Source organism: Burkholderia sp. 9775_39 (genome assembly GCF_015712225.1).
Classification (GTDB): domain Bacteria; phylum Pseudomonadota; class Gammaproteobacteria; order Burkholderiales; family Burkholderiaceae; genus Burkholderia; species Burkholderia cenocepacia.
Map to the genome: position 1 here is coordinate 1 of NZ_JACCQC010000028.1, position 21,675 is coordinate 21,675.

Annotated in this window: 16 protein-coding genes and 1 tRNA gene; 12 read left to right on the top strand and 5 right to left on the bottom strand. The window is 68.3% G+C overall.

Annotation, left to right across the window (positions count from 1 at the left end; genetic code table 11):
* Nucleotides 1–449 (top strand): aminotransferase class III-fold pyridoxal phosphate-dependent enzyme (locus H0X90_RS28730; protein ID WP_196438314.1); only part of this gene is annotated, 449 nt, incomplete at its 5' end.
* A gap of 118 nt (nt 450–567) precedes the next feature.
* Here H0X90_RS28730 and H0X90_RS28735 read toward each other — a convergent pair.
* Both H0X90_RS28735 and H0X90_RS28740 read right to left on the bottom strand, forming a co-directional pair.
* Nucleotides 568–642 (bottom strand) — tRNA-Val (locus H0X90_RS28735).
* A gap of 98 nt (nt 643–740) precedes the next feature.
* On the bottom strand, nt 741–1,643 hold the full coding sequence (locus tag H0X90_RS28740; RefSeq protein ID WP_006488085.1) for a LysR family transcriptional regulator: 903 nt from the start codon (nt 1,641–1,643) through the stop codon (nt 741–743).
* A gap of 173 nt (nt 1,644–1,816) precedes the next feature.
* On the opposite strand from H0X90_RS28740, the gene H0X90_RS28745 reads away from it, so the two are divergent.
* The 3 genes from H0X90_RS28745 (at nt 1,817) to H0X90_RS28755 (ending at nt 6,278) form a co-directional block, all read left to right on the top strand.
* A complete protein-coding gene (locus tag H0X90_RS28745) occupies nt 1,817–3,568 on the top strand; it encodes an acyl-CoA dehydrogenase family protein (RefSeq protein WP_077188717.1) in 1,752 nt (583 codons plus the stop codon).
* The gene (locus H0X90_RS28750) at nt 3,565–4,776 is read left to right on the top strand and encodes a CaiB/BaiF CoA-transferase family protein (RefSeq protein ID WP_006497805.1); all 1,212 of its coding nucleotides are present in this window, start codon (nt 3,565–3,567) and stop codon (nt 4,774–4,776) included. Before H0X90_RS28745 ends, H0X90_RS28750 begins: the two co-directional genes overlap by 4 nt.
* A gap of 89 nt (nt 4,777–4,865) precedes the next feature.
* A complete protein-coding gene (locus tag H0X90_RS28755; RefSeq protein ID WP_077188718.1) occupies nt 4,866–6,278 on the top strand; it encodes an MFS transporter in 1,413 nt (470 codons plus the stop codon).
* 261 nt (nt 6,279–6,539) lie between these two features.
* Here H0X90_RS28755 and H0X90_RS28760 read toward each other — a convergent pair whose 3' ends face one another.
* Complete coding sequence (locus H0X90_RS28760; protein ID WP_006478357.1) at nt 6,540–6,815, bottom strand: oxidative damage protection protein; 276 nt, start codon at nt 6,813–6,815, stop codon at nt 6,540–6,542.
* A gap of 53 nt (nt 6,816–6,868) precedes the next feature.
* Nucleotides 6,869–8,248, bottom strand: a complete 1,380-nt coding sequence (gene argA, locus H0X90_RS28765) for an amino-acid N-acetyltransferase (RefSeq protein ID WP_006485509.1) — start codon at nt 8,246–8,248, stop codon at nt 6,869–6,871.
* Between the two features lie 23 nt (nt 8,249–8,271).
* On the opposite strand from argA, the gene hrpA reads away from it, so the two are divergent.
* The 5 genes from hrpA (at nt 8,272) to H0X90_RS28790 (ending at nt 16,397) form a co-directional block, all read left to right on the top strand.
* On the top strand, nt 8,272–12,471 hold the full coding sequence (hrpA, locus tag H0X90_RS28770; RefSeq protein ID WP_077188719.1) for an ATP-dependent RNA helicase HrpA: 4,200 nt from the start codon (nt 8,272–8,274) through the stop codon (nt 12,469–12,471).
* 189 nt (nt 12,472–12,660) lie between these two features.
* Nucleotides 12,661–13,650, top strand: coding sequence for a beta-propeller fold lactonase family protein (locus H0X90_RS28775; RefSeq protein ID WP_006482513.1), 990 nt, complete (start codon nt 12,661–12,663; stop codon nt 13,648–13,650).
* A gap of 16 nt (nt 13,651–13,666) precedes the next feature.
* The gene (locus H0X90_RS28780) at nt 13,667–14,641 is read left to right on the top strand and encodes a sterol desaturase family protein (RefSeq protein WP_006482516.1); all 975 of its coding nucleotides are present in this window, start codon (nt 13,667–13,669) and stop codon (nt 14,639–14,641) included.
* Between the two features lie 116 nt (nt 14,642–14,757).
* Nucleotides 14,758–15,585 carry an EI24 domain-containing protein gene (locus H0X90_RS28785; protein WP_006478362.1) on the top strand — a complete coding sequence of 276 codons (828 nt, stop codon included), beginning with the start codon at nt 14,758–14,760 and terminating at the stop codon, nt 15,583–15,585.
* On the top strand, nt 15,582–16,397 hold the full coding sequence (locus H0X90_RS28790; RefSeq protein WP_006482515.1) for a molybdopterin-binding protein: 816 nt from the start codon (nt 15,582–15,584) through the stop codon (nt 16,395–16,397). The genes H0X90_RS28785 and H0X90_RS28790 overlap by 4 nt, the downstream gene beginning before the upstream one ends.
* 116 nt (nt 16,398–16,513) lie before the next feature.
* Here H0X90_RS28790 and H0X90_RS28795 read toward each other — a convergent pair whose 3' ends face one another.
* On the bottom strand, nt 16,514–16,981 hold the full coding sequence (locus H0X90_RS28795) for a rhodanese-like domain-containing protein (protein ID WP_006496791.1): 468 nt from the start codon (nt 16,979–16,981) through the stop codon (nt 16,514–16,516).
* Nucleotides 16,982–17,387: 406 nt separating this feature from the next.
* On the opposite strand from H0X90_RS28795, the gene glnA reads away from it, so the two are divergent.
* From glnA to ntrC, 3 genes are all read left to right on the top strand, one after another.
* Entirely contained in the window at nt 17,388–18,803 is a 1,416-nt protein-coding gene (gene glnA, locus H0X90_RS28800) for a type I glutamate--ammonia ligase (RefSeq protein WP_006482510.1), read from the top strand.
* A 161-nt stretch (nt 18,804–18,964) separates the two neighbouring features.
* On the top strand, nt 18,965–20,107 hold the full coding sequence (gene glnL / locus H0X90_RS28805; protein ID WP_006482511.1) for a nitrogen regulation protein NR(II): 1,143 nt from the start codon (nt 18,965–18,967) through the stop codon (nt 20,105–20,107).
* Between the two features lie 37 nt (nt 20,108–20,144).
* Nucleotides 20,145–21,671, top strand: coding sequence for a nitrogen regulation protein NR(I) (gene ntrC / locus H0X90_RS28810; protein ID WP_006496794.1), 1,527 nt, complete (start codon nt 20,145–20,147; stop codon nt 21,669–21,671).
* The last annotated feature ends 4 nt before the right edge of the window (nt 21,672–21,675 follow it).

Here is a 21,675-nt window from a genome sequence, read left to right on the forward strand (position 1 = left end):
CGATCATCGACAACGGCGAATTCAATCACGGCCTCACGTATTCGGGGCACCCGGTGGCAGCCGCCGTCGCGGTCGCGAACCTGAAGCTGCTGCGCGACGAGGGCATCGTCGAGCGCGTGAAGACCGACATCGGGCCGTATTTCCAGCGCCGGCTGCGCGACGCGCTGGGCGACCACCCGATCGTCGGGGAGATCGCGGGAGCCGGACTCGTCGCCGGCGTTCAGCTGGCGCGCGACCGGAGCCGGCGCGAGCGCTTCGGCGCGGACGTCGATATCGGCACGATCTGCCGCGACTTCTGCTTCAACGGCAACCTGATCATGCGCGCGACCGGCGACCGGATGCTGCTGTCGCCGCCGCTCGTGATTCGCGAGGCGGAGGTCGACGAGATCGTCGACAAGGCGAAGCGCGCGTTCGACGCGACGGCGGAGCGGGTGGGGCGCGCACGGTAAGCCGGTAGCTGCGTGCGGACGTGGGCGGCGTATGACGTGGCGCCCGCGTCGCTCGGGGCACGCGCGACGCCCAAAACGAAAAGGGCCTGCGTCGTGAGACGCAGGCCCTTGAATTCTTTGGTGGGCGGTACTGGGATCGAACCAGTGACCCCTGCCGTGTGAAGGCAGTGCTCTACCGCTGAGCTAACCGCCCAAAGAAGAATCAAATTATGTCAGAGATTTTGGGGCTCGTAAAGCCCTTTCTGCAAATTTTTTCAAATAGCCGCAAGCACCGGTTCGCGAGCCGCGCGCTCAGCCCGCGAGCGCGGGCAGCGCATCGATCGACGCGCGTACGTAGCCGGCAAAGCGCAGCGCCACCGGTTCGGCGGTGCCGCTGCGTTTCAGCGCGAGCGTGCGCGATTCGAGCGACGCATCCTTCAGCGGCAGGAACGCAAGCCGGTCGCTTTTCGCCTGCTGCAGCACGCGCGGCACCAGCGCGATGCCCATCCCGAATTCGATCATCGACAGGACCGTCTGCCACAGCCGCGCCTCGTGACGGATCAGCGGACTGAATCCCGCGTTCACGCACTGCGCGATGATCAGGTCGTGATAGTGCGGTGCGGCGTCGCGCGGAAACAGGATGAACGGTTCCGTCGCGAGCGTGGCGAGCGCGACCTGCCTGCGCCGCGCCAGTGGATGCGCGGCCGGCAGGCAGCACACGAACGGCTCCGCATAGACGGGCACCGATTCCACCTCGGGCGGGAAGTGGCCCCAGTGCGCATAGCCGAGATCGATCTGGCCACGCTGGATCGCCTGTACCTGCGCGTGCGTGTTCATCTCGCTCAGCACGACCTCGACGCCCGGATAGTCGGCCTCGAAGCGCCGCACGGCGTCGGGCAGCCCGCGATACAGCATCGAGTGGACGAAGCCGATCCGCAGCCGGCCCGCGAGCCCCGATGCGGAGCGCACCGTCAGGCGCTCGGCTTCGGCCGCCTGCAGCAGCAGCCGGCGCGCTTCGCCGAGCAGCACCTCGCCCGCGTTGGTCAGCGCGACCGTCTTGTTGGTGCGCGAGAACAACTGCACGCCGAGCGCGTCCTCGAACTTGCGGATGTCGAAGCTCAGCGCCGGCTGCGAGATGAACAGGCGCTTCGCCGCGCGCCCGAAATGCAGCTCCTCGGCGACCGCCACGAAGTAGCGCAACTGCCTCAGTTCCATGGTGTCTCCTCCCGGCGTCGGCATCGATAAGCGATATCTATCGTACCGGACAAATCCTGTATTGGACGCTTATCGATCGCGCGCCTACGCTCTGCGGGAGGCTTGACGCAGGATCGGCCGGACGCCGCGGCGCGCGGCCCGGTCGCCGCGCAGGCAACCCAGGAGACGCATGCATGAACGACACCGCTCGCACGCCCGACACCGGCGCATCCAATATCCCCGACAGCCGGGGCATCAATTTCTTCACCGTCGACCCCGATCTCGGCGCATTGCTGAAGCTGCATCTCGGCGATGCGCGCTATGCCGAACTCGAGCCGCAGCTGCACGCGCTCGGTGCGCGCGTGTCGGGCGAACTCGACGAATGGGCGTCGCGCGCGGACAAGCATCCGCCCGTGCTCGAGCATCGCAACCGGCGCGGCGAGGCCGTGCAGCGGATCGACAAGGACCCGGCGTACGTCGCGCTCGAACGCGTCGCGTATGCGGAGCTGGGGCTCGCGTCGCTGAGCCACGGAGCCGAAACCGTGCCGCCGCTCGTCAAGTACGCGCTGACGTTCCTGTTCGTGCAGGCGGAATTCGGGCTGTGCTGCCCGGTCAGCATGACCGATTCGCTGACGCGCACGCTGCGCCGCTTCGGCGATCCCGCGCTGGTCGCGCGCTACCTGCCGATGCTCGCGTCGCGCGACTTCGACACGCTGTACCAGGGCGCGATGTTCATGACCGAGCAGGCGGCCGGCTCCGACGTCGGCCGGATCGCGACGCGCGCGACCTGCGAAACCGACGTGCACGGCGAGACCGTCTGGCGGCTGACCGGCGACAAGTGGTTCTGCTCGAACGCGGACGCCGATCTCGCGATGGTGCTCGCGCGGCCCGACGGCGCGCCGGACGGCATCAAGGGCCTCGCGCTGTTCCTGCTGCCGAAGACGCTGCCGGACGGCACGCGCAACCGCTACCGGATCGTGCGGCTGAAGGACAAGCTCGGCAGCCGTTCGATGGCGAGCGGCGAGATCGCGCTCGAAGGCGCGCAGGCGTACCTGATCGGCGAGATCGGCCGCGGCTTTCACCAGATGGCCGACATGATCAACATGTCGCGGCTGTCGAACGGCGTGCGCGCGGCGGGGCTGATGCGGCGCGCGCTGAACGAAGCGCTGCACGTGGCCGCGCATCGCGAGGCGTTCGGCCGCAAGCTGATCGAGATGCCGCTGATGCAGCGCCAGCTGATGAAGGTGCTGCTGCCGGCCGAGGCCGCGCGCGCGATGTTCATGCAGATCGCGCTGCTGCTGCCGCAGGCCGACGCGGGCGACGAGCAGGCCGCGCGCTGCGTGCGGATCCTGACGCCGCTGATCAAGTTCCGCGCGTGCCGCGACGCGCGCCGCGTGACGGGCGACGCGATGGAAGTGCGCGGCGGCACCGGCTATATCGAGGAATGGAGCGATGCGCGGCTCGTGCGCGACGCGCATCTCGGCTCGATCTGGGAGGGCACCAGCAACATCGTCGCGCTCGACGTCGCGCGCGCCGCGCAGCGCGAGCATGCGCTCGACGCGCTGCGCACGTTCCTCGGCGATCGCCTGGGCGCGGCGCCGCTGCCCGAGGCGAGCCGCACGGCGTTGCGGCGCATTCTGGCGCGGGCGTGCGACGGGCTCGCGCGGGTCGCTGACGAAGGCGACGACGCGCGTGTGCGGCAAGCCGCGTCCGCGCTGTATTACGCGAGCGCGGCCGTATTGATGGCCTGCGAGGGCGCGCGGCTCGCGCCGGATTTCCGCCGTCTCGCGCTGGCGCACCTGATCGTGCGTCACAAGCTGCTGCCGGTCGATCCGCTCGCGCCGGCTCTGCGCGACGACGAATCGGCCGCGTCCGACGCGCTGCTGCGCGGTCTGCCGGTCGCGCTCGACACGGCGCTCGACCTGCTGCCGGAGGTCGAGCGATGAACGCGACGCGTGGCGCACTGGACGGCCTGAAGGTCATCGACCTGAGCCGGGTGCTCGGCGGCCCGTACTGCACGCAGGCGCTCGCTGATCACGGCGCGATGGTGGTCAAGATCGAGCCGCCCGCCGGCGACGAGACGCGCGGCTGGGGGCCGCCGTTCCTCGGCGACACGGCCTGGTATTTCATGGGCGTGAACCGCAACAAGGAAGGGCTCGCGCTCGACCTGTCGCGCGACGAAGGGCGCGCGATCCTGTGGCGCCTGCTCGAGGAAGCCGACGTGCTCGTCGAGAATTTCAAGCCGGGTACGCTCGCGCGCTGGGGGATGGACTACGCACGCGACCTGCAGCCGCGCTTTCCGCGCCTGATCCACTGCGCGGTGACGGGCTTCGGCGACGACGGCCCGCTCGGCGGGCTGCCGGGCTACGACGCGGTGATCCAGGCGATGGCCGGGCTGATGAGCGTGAACGGCGAACGCGACGGCGACGCGACCCGCATCGGCCTGCCGATCGTCGACATGGTCACGGGGCTCAACGCGCTCGCCGGCATCCTGCTGGCGCTCGCGGAGCGCGAGAAGAGCGGGCGCGGGCAGTCGATCGACGTCGCGCTGTACGACTGCGGCGTGTCGCTGCTGCATCCGCACCTGCCGAATTTCTTCGGCTCGGGTCGCGTGCCGGAGCGCAGCGGCAACGCGCACCCGAACATCGCGCCGTACGACAGCTACCGCACGGCCACCGTGCCGATTTTCCTCGCTGTCGGCAACGACCGGCAGTTCGCGCGGCTCGTCGCGCATCTCGGCGCGCCGGCGCTCGCCGGCGATCCGCGCTTCGTCGACAACCGCAGCCGCTGCGCGCACCGGCCCGCGCTGAAGGCCGAGCTGGAAGCGCGGCTCGCCGCGCACGCATGCGAGCCGCTCGCGCGTGACCTGATGGCGGCCGGCGTGCCGTGCGGGCCGGTGCGCACGGTGGCCGACGTCGCGCACGATCCGCATGCGCTGCACCGCAACCTGTTCGTCGAGATCGGCGCGTATCGCGGCACCGCGTCGCCGGTGAAGCTGTCGCGCACGCCGGCCACCTACCGGTCGGCGCCGCCCGCGCTCGGCCGCGACACGCGCGCGGTGCTCGACCGGCTCGGCGTCGATCGCGCGCTTCAGCAGCAACTGCTCGATGCCGGCGTGCTGAAGACGGCGGCCGGCGAATCGCCGCCCGACTGACACGACGCCGCTGGCCGGCGGCGTGATGCCGGCCACCGGGAAAGGCGCGCGCGAGTCGCGCCCCCGATCACCCCAATATGGAGACATCGATGAGCCGTCCTCAATCCCCGCCCGCCGCACAACCGCGGCCCGGCCGCGCCGCCCTCGCGGCGTTCGTCGGCACCACGATCGAGTGGTACGACTTCTACATCTACGGCACGGCCGCGGCGCTCGTGTTCGGCAAGGTGTTCTTTTCCGGCACGATGGATCCCGGCGTCGCGACGCTGCTCGCGTTCGTCACGTTCTGGGCCGGCTTCGCCGCGCGGCCGCTCGGCGGCATCGTGTTCGGGCATCTCGGCGATCGCGTCGGCCGCAAGACCGCGCTCGTGATCACGCTGGTGATGATGGGGCTCGCGACGACGGGCATCGGCCTGCTGCCCGGTTACGCGTCGATCGGCGTGTGGGCGCCGGCGGGCCTCGTCGTGCTGCGCGTGCTGCAGGGCATCGCGGTCGGCGGCGAGTGGGGCGGCGCGGTGCTGATCGCGAGCGAGAATGCGCCGAAGCATCGCAGCATCCTGTATGCGGCGTTCGCGCAGCAAGGCTCGCCCACCGGCAACCTGCTGGCCACGGCGGCATTCTTCGCGCTGAGCGCGCTGCCGACCCCGTCGTTCCTGATGTGGGGCTGGCGCATTCCGTTCCTGCTGTCGGCCGTGCTCGTGGTCATCGGGATGGTGATCCGGCTGCGGCTCGAGGAGTCGATCGACATGCAGCGCGTGCTCGCGCGCAAGCGCACGGTGAAGCTGCCGCTGCGCGACGTTGTGCGCGACCACTGGGTCGTCGTGCTGCTCGCGGCCGGCACGCTGCCGGTGATCAACGTCACGTATTTCCGCAGCACGTTCGCGCTGTCGTGGGCGACCAAGGAACTCGGCTACGCGCAGGGCACGTTCCTCGGCATCCTGTCGATCTCGCTCGTCGTCCAGTTCCTGATGCAGCCGGTCGGTGCGTGGTTCGTGTCGAAGGTCGACATGCGGCGCGCGATGGGCTGGATCCTGATCCCGGAAATCGTGCTGATGCCCGTGATGTTCCACGCGCTCGCGACGCGTTCGTACTGGGTCGCCGTCGCGGGCATGTGCATCTCGACGATTCCGTCGGCGATGTTCTACGGGGCGGTCGGCGGCGTGCTCGCCCGCGTGTTCCCGGCGAACATCCGCTATACGGGTCTGTCGCTCGCGTATCAGTTGAGCGCGCTGGTCGTCGGCGGCGGCACGCCGGTGCTCGCGCAGGCGATTCTCAATGCGACGGGCAGCATCGTCGGCGTCGCGGTCGTGTCGGGGCTGTACGCGCTCGTGTCGCTGGCGTGCATGCTGGCGCTGCTGAACCGCACCGGGTATCGCGCCGACGAGTTGTCGAGCGCCGAGCGCAGCGATGCGGCCGAGTGGGGCACCGAAGGCGCGGGGGCCGATTGTCCGGCCGGCGCGCCGGCGCAGCCCGACGATCGCGGCACGTTGAAACCGGCGGGGTGACGCGGGGAGGCCGGCGCGATTCGGCACGCTGGCGACGCGGTAATTCGGTGAGGCGGCAATCCGCCGGCGCGGTCGCGCGGTAATTCGGCGCTCCGGCGGCATCGCGTGCCGGACCGAGCGTGCGTCGCGCGGCGTCGGCTCGCACCGGATCACGCTTCCCAAAAGCAAACGGCACCGTGCGAGACACGGTGCCGTTTGCCTGGGCGTTGGCTTCACGTCGCGACGAGGCCGGCGCGGCCTGCCGTCGCGAGTCGCGTCGCTTCAGCCTTCCGTCGGCGGCACGTAGCCGGACGCCTGGTCCGCGCCGTCGCCGAAGAAGTACTTCTCGGTCTGCTTCATCAGGTACTGACGCGCGCGCGGATCGGCCATGTTCAGGCGGTTTTCGTTGATCAGCATCGTCTGCTGCTTGAGCCAGCCTTGCCACGCTTCCTTCGAGACGCTCTCGTAAATGCGCTTGCCGAGTTCGCCCGGCAGCGGCGGGAAATCGAGGCCTTCGGCTTCCTTGCCGAGCTTCGCGCATTGGATCATTCGAGCCATCGTGTACTTCTCCTGTAATCGGTGTCTGGGGGGAAGGGCAGTCGTGCCGGTGCTCAGAGCTGCTTCATCAGCACGAGCGACTTGCGCTGCCAGTTATAGAGTTTGCGACGGTCTTCCGGCAGGTCGTCGACGCTGACCTTGACGAAGCCGCGCTTGAGGAACCAGTGCTCGGTGCGCGTCGTGAGCACGAAGATGTGCGTGAGGCCGCGCGCGCGGGCACGCTGCTCGATGCGCTTGAGCAGGCGCTCGCCGTCGCCCGAGCCCTGCGCTTCCGGCGCGACCGTCAGGCACGCCATCTCGCCGATCTTCTCCTGCTGGTACGGGTACAGCGCCGCGCAGCCGAACAGCACGCCGTCGTGCTCGATCACCGAGAAGTGGTCGATGTCGCGTTCGATCTGGTGGCGGCCGCGCCGCACCAGCGTGCCGTCCGACTCGAGCGGCTCGATCAGCGACAGGATGCCGCCGACGTCGTCCGGCGTCGCCTCGCGCAGGCTCTCGAGATTCTCGTACGAGATCATCGTGCCGACGCCGTCGTGCAGGAACAGTTCGAGCAGCATGCTGCCGTCGAGCGACTGCGGGATCAGGTGCGCGCGGGTCACGCCGCCGCGGCACGCGCGGATCGAATGCTTCAGGAAGAACGCGTCGTCGCCCTGGATGTTGCCGGAATCGAGCAGCTCGGCCGCGGCGTCGAGCGACATTTCGCGGACCAGCTCGCCTTCGTCGTCGACGATGCCGGGCCCTTCGGTCAGGAAGATGATCTTGTCGGCGCGCAGCGCGATCGCGGCCGCCGACGCGACGTCTTCCATCGACAGGTTGAACGCTTCGCCGGTCGGCGAGAAACCGAGCGGCGACAGCAGCACGAGCTTGCGGCTCGCGAGCGAATGACGGATCGATTCGGCGTCGATCTTGCGCACGATGCCCGTGTGCGCGAAATCGACCCCGTCGAGAATCCCCACCGGCCGCGCGGTCACGAAGTTGCCCGACACGACGCTGATGTGCGCGTGCGCCATCGGCGAGTTCGGCAGACCCTGGCTGATCGCGGCCTCGATGTCGAGACGCACCTCGCCGGCCGCTTCCTTCGCGGATTCGAGCGCGCGCGCATCGGTGATGCGCAGCCCGTGCGAAAACTCGGATTCGACACCGTGCAGGCTCAACTGCTCCTCGACCTGCGGGCGCGAGCCGTGCACCAGCACGATCTGGATGCCCATCGCCTGCAACAGCGCGATGTCGGACACGAGCGCATTCAGCAGCCCCTGCTGCACCACCTCGCCGCCGAACCCCACGACGAACGTGCTGTTGCGGAACTTGTGGATATAGGGCGCGACGGAGCGCATCCAGTCGACGAACTGCGCGTGGCTGGCGGCCGAATCGTCGGCGGCCGGCGGCGTCGCGGCGCCGGTCTGGGCGGGAGGGAGGTCGGTTTGGGAATTCATGGGCGGGATTATAATGCGCCCCCATGTCGAATGTTTCTAAAAGTCCCGCGCCGACGCGGGCCAATACGCCGTCGGCGCAGCACCCGGATGGTGCGGCCGATGCGCGCCAGCAGCAGGGCCAGCCGCCCCGCCAGCAGCAGGACAAGCCGGCGGGCACGGCGGCACCCGCACCGCGCGGCGACGAACGGCGCGGCGGCGCGCGCCAGCCGGCCGCGAAGGGCGCGCCCCAGGCAACGGGCGAGCGCGCCCCGCGCCGCGAGCGTCCGCCGCGCGCCCCGGTCGCACCGAATCCCGTTCCGCCGATCACGTACCCGGAAAGCCTGCCCGTCTCGGGCAAGCGCGACGAGATTGCGCGCGCGATCGCCGATCATCAGGTCGTGATCGTCTGCGGCGAAACCGGCTCGGGCAAGACCACCCAGTTGCCGAAGATCTGTCTCGATCTCGGCCGCGGCCTCGGCGCCGGCGGCACGGGCCTGATCGGCCATACGCAGCCGCGGCGCCTGGCCGCCTCGTCGACCGGCCGCCGGATCGCCGAGGAACTCGGCACGCCGTTCGGCGAGGTGGTCGGCTACAAGGTGCGCTTTACCGACAATCTCGCGCCGGGCGCGTCCGTCAAGCTGATGACGGACGGCATCCTGCTCGCGGAGACGCAGACCGACCCGTTGCTGAAGGCGTACGACACGCTGATCATCGACGAGGCGCACGAGCGCAGCCTGAACATCGACTTCCTGCTCGGCTATCTGAAGGAAATCCTGCCGAGGCGGCCGGACCTGAAGCTGATCGTCACGTCCGCGACGATCGACGCCGACCGCTTCGCGCGCCATTTCGGCACCGACGCGCGCCCCGCGCCCGTGATCGAGGTGAGCGGGCGGCTGTATCCGGTCGAGATGCGCTACCGCCCGGTGGCCGAGGATCGCCCGGCCGTGAAGAACGCCGAAGGCACGGGCGGCCGCGACCGCGTGAAGACCGCGCGCGAAGCCGAGCGCGACCTGATGGACGCGATCGTCGACGCGGTCGACGAGCTGTGCCGCGAAGGCCCCGGCGACGTGCTGGTGTTCCTGCCCGGCGAGCGCGAGATCCGCGAGGCGGCCGAGGCGCTGCGCAAGCACCATCCGCCGCATACCGAGATCCTGCCGCTGTTCGCGCGGCTCTCGGCGGCCGACCAGGACAAGGTGTTCAAGGCGTCGAACGCGCGCCGCATCGTGCTCGCGACCAACGTGGCCGAAACCTCGCTGACGGTGCCCGGCATCCGCTACGTGGTCGATACCGGCCTCGCGCGCGTGAAGCGCTATTCGTACCGGAACAAGGTCGAGCAGCTGCAGGTCGAGTCGATCTCGCAGGCGGCCGCGAACCAGCGCGCGGGCCGCTGCGGCCGCGTGGCCGACGGCGTCTGCATCCGCTTGTACGAGGAAAGCGACTACCAGGCGCGCGCGCGCTTCACCGACCCGGAAATCCTGCGCTCGTCGCTCGCGTCGGTGATCCTGCGGATGAAGTCGCTGCACCTGACCGCGATCGAATCGTTCCCGTTCCTCGAGCCGCCGCCCGGCCGCGCGATCGCGGACGGTTATCAACTGCTGAACGAACTCGGCGCGGTCGACGACGACAACGCGCTGACGCCGCTCGGCCGCGAGCTCGCGCGCCTGCCGCTCGACCCGCGCGTCGGCCGGATGATTCTCGCCGCGCGCGACCAGCAGTCGCTGCGCGAGGTGCTGATCATCGCGAGCGCGCTGTCCGTGCAGGACCCGCGCGACCGCCCGATCGAAGCGCAGGAGCAGGCCGACCAGGCGCACCGCCGGTTCGCCGACGAGCGCTCCGAATTCCTGCAGTGGCTGAAGATCTGGGCGTGGTTCGAAGAGGCCGTCGCGCACAAGAAATCGAATCGCCAGCTGATCGATGCATGCCGGCAGAACTTCCTGTCGCACCTGCGGCTGCGCGAGTGGCGCGACGTCCATTCGCAGCTGCTGACGGTCGTGCGCGAGCACGGCTGGCGGCTCAACGAAGTCGAGGCCACCTACGAGCAGATTCATCTGGCCCTGTTGACGGGCCTGCTCGGCAACCTCGGGATGAAGGCCGACGACGATCCGCATTACCTCGGCGCGCGCGGCATCAAGTTCTACCTGTGGCCGGGCTCCGCGCTCGCGAAGAAGGCCGGCCGCTGGGTGATGGCGGCCGAACTCGTCGAGACGAGCCGGCTGTACGCGCGCTGCCTCGCGAAGATCGAGCCCGAGTGGGTCGAGAAGATCGGCGCGCACCTGCTGAAGAAATCGCTGTCGGAGCCGCACTGGGAAAAGCGTCCGGCGCAGGTCAGCGCATTCGAGCGCGCGACGCTGTACGGGCTGCCGATCTACCACCGGCGGCGCGTCGCGTTCGGCAAGCAGGACCCGGCGCGCGCCCGCGAGCTGTTCATCCGCGGCGCGCTGGTCGAAGGCGAATTCGACACGAAGCTGCCGTTCTTCGCGCACAACCGCAAGCTGCTCGCCGACATCGAGCAGCTCGAGCACAAGTCGCGCCGTCAGGACGTGCTGGTCGACGACGAACTGATCTACGCGTACTACGACCATGCGATTCCGGAAGGCATCCACACGGGCGCCGCGTTCGAGCGCTGGTATCGCGACGAGGTGAAGAAGGGCGGCCAGGCGGAGGACAAGCAGCGGCTGCTGTACCTGTCGCGCGACGACCTGATGCGTCACGAGGCGGCCGGCGTCACGACCGACCTGTTCCCGAAGCGCGCGACGATGGCGGGTGTCGAAATGGCGCTCACCTATCACTTCGAGCCGGGCACGCCGCGCGACGGCGTGACGCTCGCGGTGCCGCTCTTCGCGCTGAACCAGGTCGACGCGCGCCGCTGCGAGTGGCTCGTGCCGGGGATGCTGAAGGAAAAGGTCCAGTTGCTGCTGAAGTCGCTGCCGCAGAAGCTGCGCCGGCACTGCGTGCCGCTGCCCGAATACGCGGCCGGCTTCGTCGAGCGGATGGGCCGCGAGCGCTTCGGTGCGGGCGGGCTCGTCGAGGCGCTGATCGCCGACGTGCGCGGCGAGACGCAGGTCGCGATGAAAACGGCCGACTTCAAGCTCGAGACGCTGCCCGCGCACCTGTTCATGAACTTCAAGGTGATCGACGAGCACGGCCGCCAGCTCGCGATGGGGCGCAATCTCGCGCAGCTGCGCCAGGAGCTGGGCGCGCAGGCGCAGCAGCAGTTCCAGAAGATCGCGGCGGCGTCGACGATCGCGACCGGCGGCGACGCCGACGCCGGTCACGCGCTCGGCCACGCGTCCGCGTCGGCTGCCACGCCCGCGGTTGCCGCTCGCGGCGCGAAGGCCGGCAAGGGCGCCGCGCCGCAGACGGCCGTCCCGGCGGAAACCGGCGCGACCGCGCTGTACGAAAACCTGACGACGTGGAATTTCGGCAAGCTGCCCGAGTTGCTGGAAATCCGCCGGCGCGGCCAGACGCTGTACGGCTATCCGGCGCTCGTCGACCGCGGCACGCACTGCGACGTCGAGGTGTTCGATTCGCCGGAGGAGGCCGCGCGCATTCACCGGGCCGGCTTGCGGCGGCTGTTCGCGCTGCAGCTGAAGGAGCCGATCAAGTTCCTAGAGAAGAATCTGCCGGGCCTGCGCGAGATGGCGATGCAGTACATGTCGCTCGGCACGCAGGACGAACTGCGCGACCAGCTGATCGACACGGCGCTCGACCGCGCGTGCCTGCAGGATCCGCTGCCCGACGACGACGCGAGCTTCCACGCGCGCCGCGACGAGGGCCGCAGCCGCCTGAACCTGCTCGCGCAGGAAATCGCGCGGCTCGTCGGGCAGATCCTGGCCGAATACGCGGGGCTCGTGAAGAAGCTCGCGCAGGCGAAGCCGTTCGCGCAGGCGCATGCGGATCTGCAGCAGCAACTGGCTGCGCTGGTCGGCAAGCGCTTCGTGATCGACACGCCTTACGCGCAGCTTGCGCATTTCCCGCGCTACCTGAAGGGCATCGCGCTGCGCATCGACAAGCTGAAGGCCGATCCGGCACGCGACGCGAAGCAGTCGGCCGAGCTGCTGCCGCTCGCCCAGCAGTACCAGCGCGCGGTGTCGCAGCGCGGCGGCGTCGCCGATGCGCGGCTCGCGGAATTCCGCTGGCTGCTCGAGGAATTGCGGATTTCGTTGTTCGCGCAGGAACTGCGCACGCCGATGCCGGTCTCTGTCAAGCGTCTGCACAAGGTCTGGGAGTCGATGCAGCGCTAGCGCGGCATCGGTTGACCGCGTCCGCCCCGGCGGCTGGCCCTGGCTGCCCCGGCCGGCCGCACGGCGCCTGCCGCGGCGGCGCGTCCGGCAGGCGGGGCGTGCGGCGAAGCGGCGCAATACCGGCATGGGTCAACCGGAGGGGCCCGCCGAACGTTCTACAATGACTGCTGTTCCACGACGTGAGTCTTCATGCGCACTTTCCTTTCCCTCGGCCGCACGCTCGCGCTGGCCGCCGCCGTACTGGCGCCCGCCGCCCACGCGAATAACGTGATCGTTCTCAACTCGGCCGAAGCGACGCTTTCCCTGATCGACCAGCAGACCCGCGAAGTCGTTTCCACGATGCCGACCGGCAAGGAACCGCACCATTTGATGGCGACGCCCGACAATGCGTCGCTGATCGTTGCAAATTCGGTCTCGAACAGCCTGATGTTCCTCGATCCGAAGACGGGCAAGCTGCAGCGCACCGTCGAAGGGATCGACGATCCCTACCAGCTCGGCTTCTCGCCCGATCGCAAGTGGTTCGCGGCGGCCGGCCTGCGGCTCGACCGCGTCGACATCTACGGCTACGACGGCCGCGACCTGAAGCTCGTGAAGCGCGTGCCGCTCGCGGTGATGCCGAGCCACCTCGCGTTCACGAAGGACAGCAAGACGCTGCTCGTGTCGCTGCAGGTGTCCGGCGAGATCGCGGCGATCGACCTGCCTACGCAGACGGTCAAATGGAAGATGAAGGTCGGCAAGGTGCCGGCCGGCCTGTGGCTCACGCCGGACGACAAGTTCCTGCTCGTCGGGATGACCGGCGCGGATTACGTCGCGGTCGTCGACTGGCGCAACCAGAAGGTCGTCAAGCAGATCTACACGGGCAAGGGCGCGCACAACTTCCGTTCGCTCGCCGACGGCACGCACGTCGCGGTGACCAACCGCGTCGCGAACACGATCAGCATCATCGACGAGAACACGCTCACCAACGTCGGCGACATCACCGGCCTGCTGCCGGGCCCGGACGACATGGAGCTGTCCGCCGACAAGAAGACGCTGTGGGTGACGTTCCGTTTCGCGAAGAAGGTCGGGATCATCGACCTGGCGTCGCGCAAGCTGGTGCAGACGATCGCCGTCGGCCGCTCGCCGCACGGCATCTACTTCTACGACCGCGCGCCGTGGAAGGCCGCGAACGGCGCGTGACGGGCGGAGGCGAACGATGCTGCACCTGATCGATGCGTTCGTGTCGGACATCCAGACCTGGCTGTACGTCGATGTCGTGCAGCCGCTCCTCTTCAAGTTCAACCTGATGGACTATGACGAGGACACCTACGACGCGCTGTACTGGGTGATCATCGGCGCGCTGCAGATGGTGCTGATGTTCGCGCTGCTGCGCCCGCTCGAGGCGCTGCTGCCGGTCGAGCGCTGGAAGAACCGCCGCGCGGTGCGGGTCGACGTGATCTACACGGCGATCTCGAAGCTCGGCATCTACACGCTGTTCTTCTTCTTCGCGCTGCAGCCGGTGTTCGACAGCTTCCAGGCGTGGCTGCGCCTGCACGGCGTCGCGAACGTCAACCTCGACTATCTGTGGCCGGGCGTGACGTCGCAACCGATCGTCGCGTTCGCGATCTACCTCGTCGTGCTCGATTTCGCCGGCTACTGGTATCACCGCTGGCAGCACAAGTTCGGTATCTGGTGGGAGCTGCACGCGGTCCATCACAGCCAGCGGCAGATGTCGCTGTGGTGCGACGACCGCAACCACCTGCTCGACGACGTACTGCAGTCGTGCTTCTTCGCGGCGATCGCGCTCGTGATCGGCGTGACGCCGTCGCAGTTCGTCGTGCTGACCGCGGTCACGAACTTCCTGCAGAGCATTCAGCACACGAATGCGCGGCTGTCGTACGGCCGCATCGGCGAGCGCCTGCTCGTCAGCCCGATCTTCCATCGCCGCCACCATGCGGTCGGCTACGGCCACGAAGGCACCAAGTACGGCTGCAACTTCGGCGTGCTGTTCCCGTGGTGGGACATGATGTTCGGCACCGCGTCGTGGAACCGCACGGTCGAGCCGACCGGCATCCGCGAGCAGGTCGAGGGCGTGTCCTATGGCGACGGCTTCTGGTCGCAGCACGGCCTGGCGTTCGTGCGGATCTTCCGGCGCCTGTTCCCCGCCAAGCGCGGCGCGGCGTCGGCCTGACCCGATCCGGCCGTTCTCCCGTTGAACGACTTTCCCACGCGGCCCGCATGCGCTTTGGCGCATGCGGGCCGCGTGGTTTATCCTTTCCCCGTTTTTCTCCATCGATACAGGTCCGCATGAACGACTTGCTGCGTTCCTTCGTCCGGGCGCTCGCCAGCGCGCTGCACCCGCGCATGCTGTGGCTCACCCTGATGCCGTTCGTCGTCTCCGCGCTGCTGTGGGGCGCCGTGCTGTGGTTCTCGTGGCAGACGCTGCTGGACCTCGCGCGCGGCGCGCTCGACGGCTTCGTGCTGACGGCCATGCTGTATCGCGCGTTCGACGCGATCGGCATGTCGCAGCTGCATGCGGTCGTCGCGCCGTTCGTGGTCGTGTCGCTCGCGATCCCGCTGATCGTGCTGACCGTGCTGCTGCTGATCGCGACGATCTCGATGCCGGTCGTGATCAAGCACCTTTCGAATCGCCAGTTCGCGGCACTCGAAGCGAAGCGGGGCGGCACCTTCTTCGGCAGCGTAGTCAATTCGCTCGGCGCGGCGATCGTCGGCGTCGTACTGCTCGTCGTCACGATCCCGCTGTGGCTGATTCCGCCGTTCTTCGCGCTGCTGCCGCCGGTGATCTGGGGCTGGCTCACGTACCGCGTGATGACCTACGACGCGCTCGCGCTGCACGCGAGCCGCGACGAGCGCCGCGCGCTGGTGCGCCGGCACCGCTGGCCGCTGATCGGCATCGGCGTCGCGACCGGGCTGCTCGGCACCGTGCCGACCTTCGTGTGGGTCTCGTCGGTCTGGATGATGGTGCTGTTTCCGTTCGTCGCGGCCGCCATGATCTGGGTTTACGCTTTCATCCTCGTCTTCTCGGCGCTGTGGTTCGGGCACTACTGCCTGCGCGCGCTGGAAGACCTGCGCGCCAGCGCGCGCGCCACCGCAATCGACATGGGGCAGGCATGAGCATCGGCATCATCATCATCGGCGACGAAATCCTTTCGGGCCGCCGGCAGGACAAGCATCTGGCGAAGGTCATCGAGTTGCTCGGCGCGCGCGGCCTCGCGCTCGACTGGGCCGAATACGTCGGCGACGATCCGGCGCGCATCACCGCGACGCTCGCGCGCGCGATCGCGTCGGGCGACATCGTGTTCTCGACGGGCGGCATCGGTGCGACGCCGGACGACCATACGCGCCAGTGCGCGGCCGCCGCGCTCGGCGTGCCGCTCGCGCTGCATCCGGAAGCGAAGGAGCTGATTTCGGAGCGGATTCGCGAAACGCACACCGATCCGGCCACGCCGGTCGACTTCGAGTCGCCGGAGAACCAGCATCGCTTCAACATGGGCGTGTTCCCGGCGGGCGCGACGATCATCCCGAACGGCTACAACCGGATTCCCGGCTTCTCGGTCGGCGATCTCCATTTCGTGCCGGGCTTCCCGGTGATGGCGTGGCCGATGATCGAATGGGTGCTCGATACGAAGTACGCGCATCTGCATCACGCGACGCCGCATGCGGAGCGCTCGCTGTACGTGTTCGAACTGCCGGAATCGACACTCACGCCGCTGATGGAGAAGATCGAGCGCGATTTCCCGGGCGTGCGCGTGTTCAGCCTGCCGAGCGTGGGCGACGCGGAGCGCGGCGGCATCTACGCGCGCCGGCACATCGATCTCGGCGTGAAGGGCGAGCCGGAAGCGGTCGCGGCCGCGTTCGTGAAGCTGCGCGAAGGCGTGCATCTGCTCGGCGGCGACGTCGTCGAGCCCGACACGCCGCGCCCCTGAGCGGCCTGCAACGCGGCAATGCCAAAAGCAACGGGCCGCGCAACGCGGCCCGTCATCGGCATGTCATCGCCCGGCTCGACGATGAGGCTGTCGCAACCGGCGGGTGCGGCGCGCGCTCAGGCGCCGATCCACGGCAGTTTGCGGAAGCACCAGCCGTCGACCGTCTTGCGGTGGCCTTCGGCGTCCTTCGCGCCCTCGAAGCCTTCGAGCAGGTCGAACGCCTTCGTGTAGCCGGCCTGCGCGGACGCGACCGCGGCGAGCTTCGAGCGCGCGGCGCTGCGGCACAGGAACAGGATCGGCGTATCGGCGGCCGGGAGGGCCGCCTTCAGTTCGTTGACGAATTCGGCATTCGGCACGCCGCCCGGGTAGCGCGTCCATTCGACGTGCAGGTACTGGCCGTCGCCGACGAGCGGGCGGCCGATCCAGTCCAGCTCGGCGCGCGTGCGCACGTCGACGAGGCGCGCCGACGGGTCGAGCTGCAGCAGTTCGAATGCCTCGACCGGCAGCAGCGCGCCGGCGTAGTTGAGCGCGCCTTGTGCGCGGCGTTCGTCGGCCTTCGCGTAAAGCTGGTCGAGCGTACTCATGGCAGGGAGTCTCCGTATCGGTCAAACGATCATTCTAGCGCGGCGGCACGGCACGGACGTCCGCGCGACCTGCGGCGCACGTGCGGGCCACGGATTCACCAAAAGAGTGCAGAATGGCGCGCATGCACCAGAATGATTCGGACGCGCCGCCGCATCCCGCCGATTGCACCAATGCGGTGCGATGTCGTCGGCGTCGGTGCGGCCCCGAGCCCTGCAATTGCGCAGGCGAGCCCCGCTGCGGCGCGGGACGGCGCGATCCGCGTCGGTTTTGCGATGGTTGGCACGGAAGCTGCTATATAGAATTCGGTCGAATCGGGGCGCGCTGCGCCAAAAGCAAGACCCCGGTCAGCTCGATAAACGAGGCGGTTCCCAGTCCGCCGGAATTGTTCAATCAGGAGAAGAGGTTATGAGTAAAACCGTCGCCGACGTCATGCAGCTCGTGAAGGACGAGGACGTCAAGTTTGTCGATTTCCGCTTCACGGATACGCGCGGCAAGGAACAGCACGTGTCGGTGCCGGTTTCGGCGTTTGACGAAGACAAGTTCGAAAGCGGCCATGCATTCGACGGTTCGTCGATCGCGGGCTGGAAGGGCATCGAGGCGTCGGACATGCTGCTCATGCCGGACCCGAACGCTGCCTTCATCGACCCGTTCTATGAAGAGTCGACCCTCGTGCTGACCTGCGACGTGGTCGAGCCGGCCGACGGCAAGGGCTACGAGCGCGATCCGCGTTCGCTCGCGAAGCGCGCGGAAGCGTACCTGAAGAGCACGGGCATCGGCGACACGGCCTACTTCGGTCCGGAACCGGAATTCTTCATTTTCGACTCGGTCCAGTGGAACACGGACATGTCGGGCTGCTTCGTGAAGATCAACTCGGAAGAAGCACCGTGGTCGGCCGGCAAGGAATTCGAAGGCGGCAACACGGGCCACCGTCCGGGCACGAAGGGCGGCTACTTCCCGGTCGCACCGGTCGACACGTTCCAGGACATGCGTTCGGAAATGTGCCTGCTGCTCGAACAGCTCGGCATCCCGGTCGAAGTGCACCACCACGAAGTGGCGGGCCAGGGGCAGAACGAAATCGGCACGAAGTTCTCGACGCTGGTCGAGCGCGCCGACTGGACGCAGTGGTCGAAGTACATCATCCACAACGTCGCGCACTCGTACGGCAAGACGGCGACGTTCATGCCGAAGCCGGTCGTCGGCGACAACGGTTCGGGCATGCACGTTCACCAGTCGATCTGGAAGGACGGCCAGAACCTGTTCGCGGGCAACGGCTACGCCGGCCTGTCGGAACTGGCGCTGTTCTACATCGGCGGCATCATCAAGCACGCTCGCGCGCTGAACGCGATCACGAACCCGACGACGAACTCGTACAAGCGTCTGGTCCCGCACTTCGAAGCGCCGGTCAAGCTCGCCTACTCGGCGCGCAACCGTTCGGCATCGATCCGCATTCCGCACGTGTCGAACCCGAAGGGCCGCCGCATCGAAACGCGCTTCCCGGATCCGATGGCGAACCCGTACCTGTTGTTCTCGGCGCTGATGATGGCCGGCCTCGACGGGATCCAGAACAAGATCCATCCGGGCGAAGCAGCGGACAAGAACCTGTACGACCTGCCGCCGGAAGAAGATGCAAAGATCCCGACCGTGTGCGCGGGCCTCGACCAGGCGCTCGAAGCACTCGACAAGGATCGCGAGTTCCTGACCCGTGGCGGCGTGTTCACGGACAGCATGCTCGACGCATACCTCGCGCTGAAGGAGCAGGAGCTGGCGAAGTTCCGCATGACGACGCACCCGATCGAGTTCGAGATGTACTACTCGCTCTAATCGGCGATGGCGCTTCGATTCAGCGCCGTCATGCCGGTTCGTTCCCGCCGCGCGGCTTGCGGCGGGAGCGGCGGAGTCTGAAAGGGGACGGCGTCCAGCCGTCCCTTTTTTGTTCCGACGATTTTCATTTTCTGGCCCGTTGAGGCGCGACAAGCACGCAGATGGTTCTGAAGAATCTGATCAAGGCGAAAACGGGGCAGCCCGAACGACTGACGGACGACGAGCGGCTCTCGCGCTCGGGTCTGCTGGCGGGGCTCGAAGCGCTGCCGACGGTCGTGATCGTGCTCGACCGCAAGACGCTGCGGATCGCGTTCGCGAACCCGTCCGCGGAGGCGATGCTCGACATCTCGCGGCGGCAGCTCGCGCAGCGGCCGTGGGGCGAGATTTTTCCGAACGCGAACGAGCTGGCCTCGACGATCACCGCGATCGGCGAGGAACGCTTTCACGCGACGCATCTCGATACCGTGCTCGACCGGCCCGGCCGCGAACCGCTGCACGTGCATGCGATCGTCGGCTTCCTCGAGAACGCGCCCGATTTCGTGCTCGTCGAGCTGTTCGAGAACGAACGGCAGTCGCGCACCGATCGGGAAGAGCGCATCCACGACCTGACCGCGGTCAACAAGCAACTGATCCGCAACCTCGCGCACGAGATCAAGAACCCGCTCGGCGGCATTCGCGGCGCAGCCCAGCTGCTCGAATTCGAGCTGGGCGAGCGCGAGCGCGGCGAGTTGCGCGAATACACGCAGGTGATCATCAAGGAGTCCGACCGCCTGCAGACGCTCGTCGACCGGTTGCTGGAGCCGCACCGGCATCCGCACATCGTCGGCGACGTGAACATTCATGAAGTGTGCGAACGCGTGCGCGCGGTGATGCTTGCGGAGTTCCCGCGGGGGCTCACGATCGAGCGCGACTACGACGTGAGCGTGCCGGACCTGCGCGGCGACAAGGAGCAGTTGATCCAGGCGCTGCTCAACATCGTGCGCAACGCCGCGCAGGCGCTGCGCGAACGGATCGCGCAGGGCGACGCGAAGATCGAGCTGCGCACGCGCATCGCGCGCAAGGTGACGATCGCCAAGCGCCTGTACCGGCTGGCACTGGACTTGCACGTGATCGACAACGGGCCCGGCATTCCGGAAGAGATCCGCGACCGGATCTTCTACCCGCTCGTGTCCGGACGCGAAGACGGCAGCGGCCTCGGCCTCACGCTCGCGCAGACGTTCGTACAGCAGCACGACGGGATGATCGAGGTCGAAAGCCGGCCCGGACGTACCGAATTTCAGATCCTGCTGCCGCTCGACCATTGAGCGGCGACATTGCGATTCACCCATATCTGACCGACCTATGAAGCCGATCTGGATAGTAGACGACGACCAATCGATCCGCTGGGTGCTTGAAAAGGCACTCGCCCGGGACAGCTTCGCGACGAAGAGCTTCGCGAACGTGCGCGATGCGCTGGCCGCGCTCGACCACGAGACGCCGCAAGTGCTCGTGTCCGACATCCGGATGCCGGGCGGCTCGGGCCTCGAGTTGCTGCAGGCGATGCACGAGCGGCTGCCGGGCCTGCCCGTCATCATCATGACGGCGTTCTCCGATCTCGACAGCGCCGTCGCGGCGTTCCAGGGCGGCGCGTTCGAATACCTCGCGAAGCCGTTCGACGTCGACAAGGCGGTCGAGTTGATTCGCCGCGCGGTGGAAGAAAGCCTGCGCGGCGGCGCGCCGCAGGACGAGCGCGTGGCCGAAGCGCCCGAGATGCTCGGCCAGGCGCCCGCGATGCAGGACATGTTCCGCGCGATCGGCCGCCTGTCGCATTCGGCCGCGACCGTGCTGATCACCGGCGAATCGGGCACCGGCAAGGAGCTGGTCGCCCGGGCGCTGCACCGTCACAGCCCGCGCGCGAACGGCCCGTTCATCGCGCTGAACACGGCGGCGATTCCGAAGGACCTGCTCGAATCCGAACTGTTCGGCCATGAGCGCGGCGCGTTCACCGGCGCGCAGACGACGCGGCAGGGCCGCTTCGAGCAGGCCGAGAACGGCACGCTGTTCCTCGACGAAATCGGCGACATGCCGTTCGACCTGCAGACGCGCCTGTTGCGTGTGCTGTCGGACGGGCAGTTCTATCGCGTCGGCGGGCACAACCCGCTGCGCGCGAACGTGCGCGTGATCGCCGCGACACACCAGAATCTCGAGTCGCGCGTGCGGCAGGGGCTGTTCCGCGAGGACCTTTACCACCGGCTCAACGTGATCCGGCTGCGCTTGCCGCCGCTGCGCGAACGCAGCGAGGACATCGCGCTGCTCACGCGCCACTTCCTGCAGAAGAGCGCGCGCGATCTCGGCGTCGAGCCGAAGCGCGTGTCCGACGACGCGCTCGCGTACCTGACGTCGCTGCCGTTTCCCGGCAACGTGCGGCAGCTCGAGAACCTCGCGAACTGGCTGACCGTGATGGCGCCCGCGCAGACGGTCGAGATCAAGGATCTGCCGCCCGACCTCGTGCCGGCCGGCGCGCCCGCGTCGCCCGTCGTCGCGACGGGCGACGGTGCGGACGCGCACGGCAGCGGCGGCCATGTTGCAGCGGTGCCTGCCGCGATCGGCGCGACGCCGCTGGCCGCCGCGCCCGCCGCGAGCGCGCCGAACGGCAGCGTGCCGGCCGGCTACCCGTTGTGGGAGCACGGGCTGCGCACCGAAGTCGCGCGGCTGTTGCGCGAGAACTCGGCCGACGTGATGGACGAACTTGCGCGCCGCTTCGAGGCGGCCGTGATTCGCGAGGCGCTCGACTTCACGCGCGGCCGCAAGGTCGAGGCCGCGGAGCGGCTCGGCATCGGCCGCAACACGATCACGCGCAAGATCCAGGAGCTCCATCTGGAGCCCTGAGCAC

Coding starts and splice junctions, on each gene's coding strand:
- H0X90_RS28775 (WP_006482513.1), top strand. CDS start 12,661: ATGCGCACTTTCCTTTCCCTCGGCCGCACGCTCGCGCTGGCCGCCGCC.
- H0X90_RS28745 (WP_077188717.1), top strand. CDS start 1,817: ATGAACGACACCGCTCGCACGCCCGACACCGGCGCATCCAATATCCCC.
- H0X90_RS28780 (WP_006482516.1), top strand. CDS start 13,667: ATGCTGCACCTGATCGATGCGTTCGTGTCGGACATCCAGACCTGGCTG.
- glnA (WP_006482510.1), top strand. CDS start 17,388: ATGAGTAAAACCGTCGCCGACGTCATGCAGCTCGTGAAGGACGAGGAC.
- ntrC (WP_006496794.1), top strand. CDS start 20,145: ATGAAGCCGATCTGGATAGTAGACGACGACCAATCGATCCGCTGGGTG.
- H0X90_RS28760 (WP_006478357.1), bottom strand. CDS start 6,815: ATGGCTCGAATGATCCAATGCGCGAAGCTCGGCAAGGAAGCCGAAGGC.
- argA (WP_006485509.1), bottom strand. CDS start 8,248: ATGAATTCCCAAACCGACCTCCCTCCCGCCCAGACCGGCGCCGCGACG.
- H0X90_RS28755 (WP_077188718.1), top strand. CDS start 4,866: ATGAGCCGTCCTCAATCCCCGCCCGCCGCACAACCGCGGCCCGGCCGC.
- H0X90_RS28785 (WP_006478362.1), top strand. CDS start 14,758: ATGAACGACTTGCTGCGTTCCTTCGTCCGGGCGCTCGCCAGCGCGCTG.
- H0X90_RS28750 (WP_006497805.1), top strand. CDS start 3,565: ATGAACGCGACGCGTGGCGCACTGGACGGCCTGAAGGTCATCGACCTG.
- hrpA (WP_077188719.1), top strand. CDS start 8,272: ATGTCGAATGTTTCTAAAAGTCCCGCGCCGACGCGGGCCAATACGCCG.
- H0X90_RS28790 (WP_006482515.1), top strand. CDS start 15,582: ATGAGCATCGGCATCATCATCATCGGCGACGAAATCCTTTCGGGCCGC.
- glnL (WP_006482511.1), top strand. CDS start 18,965: ATGGTTCTGAAGAATCTGATCAAGGCGAAAACGGGGCAGCCCGAACGA.
- H0X90_RS28795 (WP_006496791.1), bottom strand. CDS start 16,981: ATGAGTACGCTCGACCAGCTTTACGCGAAGGCCGACGAACGCCGCGCA.
- H0X90_RS28740 (WP_006488085.1), bottom strand. CDS start 1,643: ATGGAACTGAGGCAGTTGCGCTACTTCGTGGCGGTCGCCGAGGAGCTG.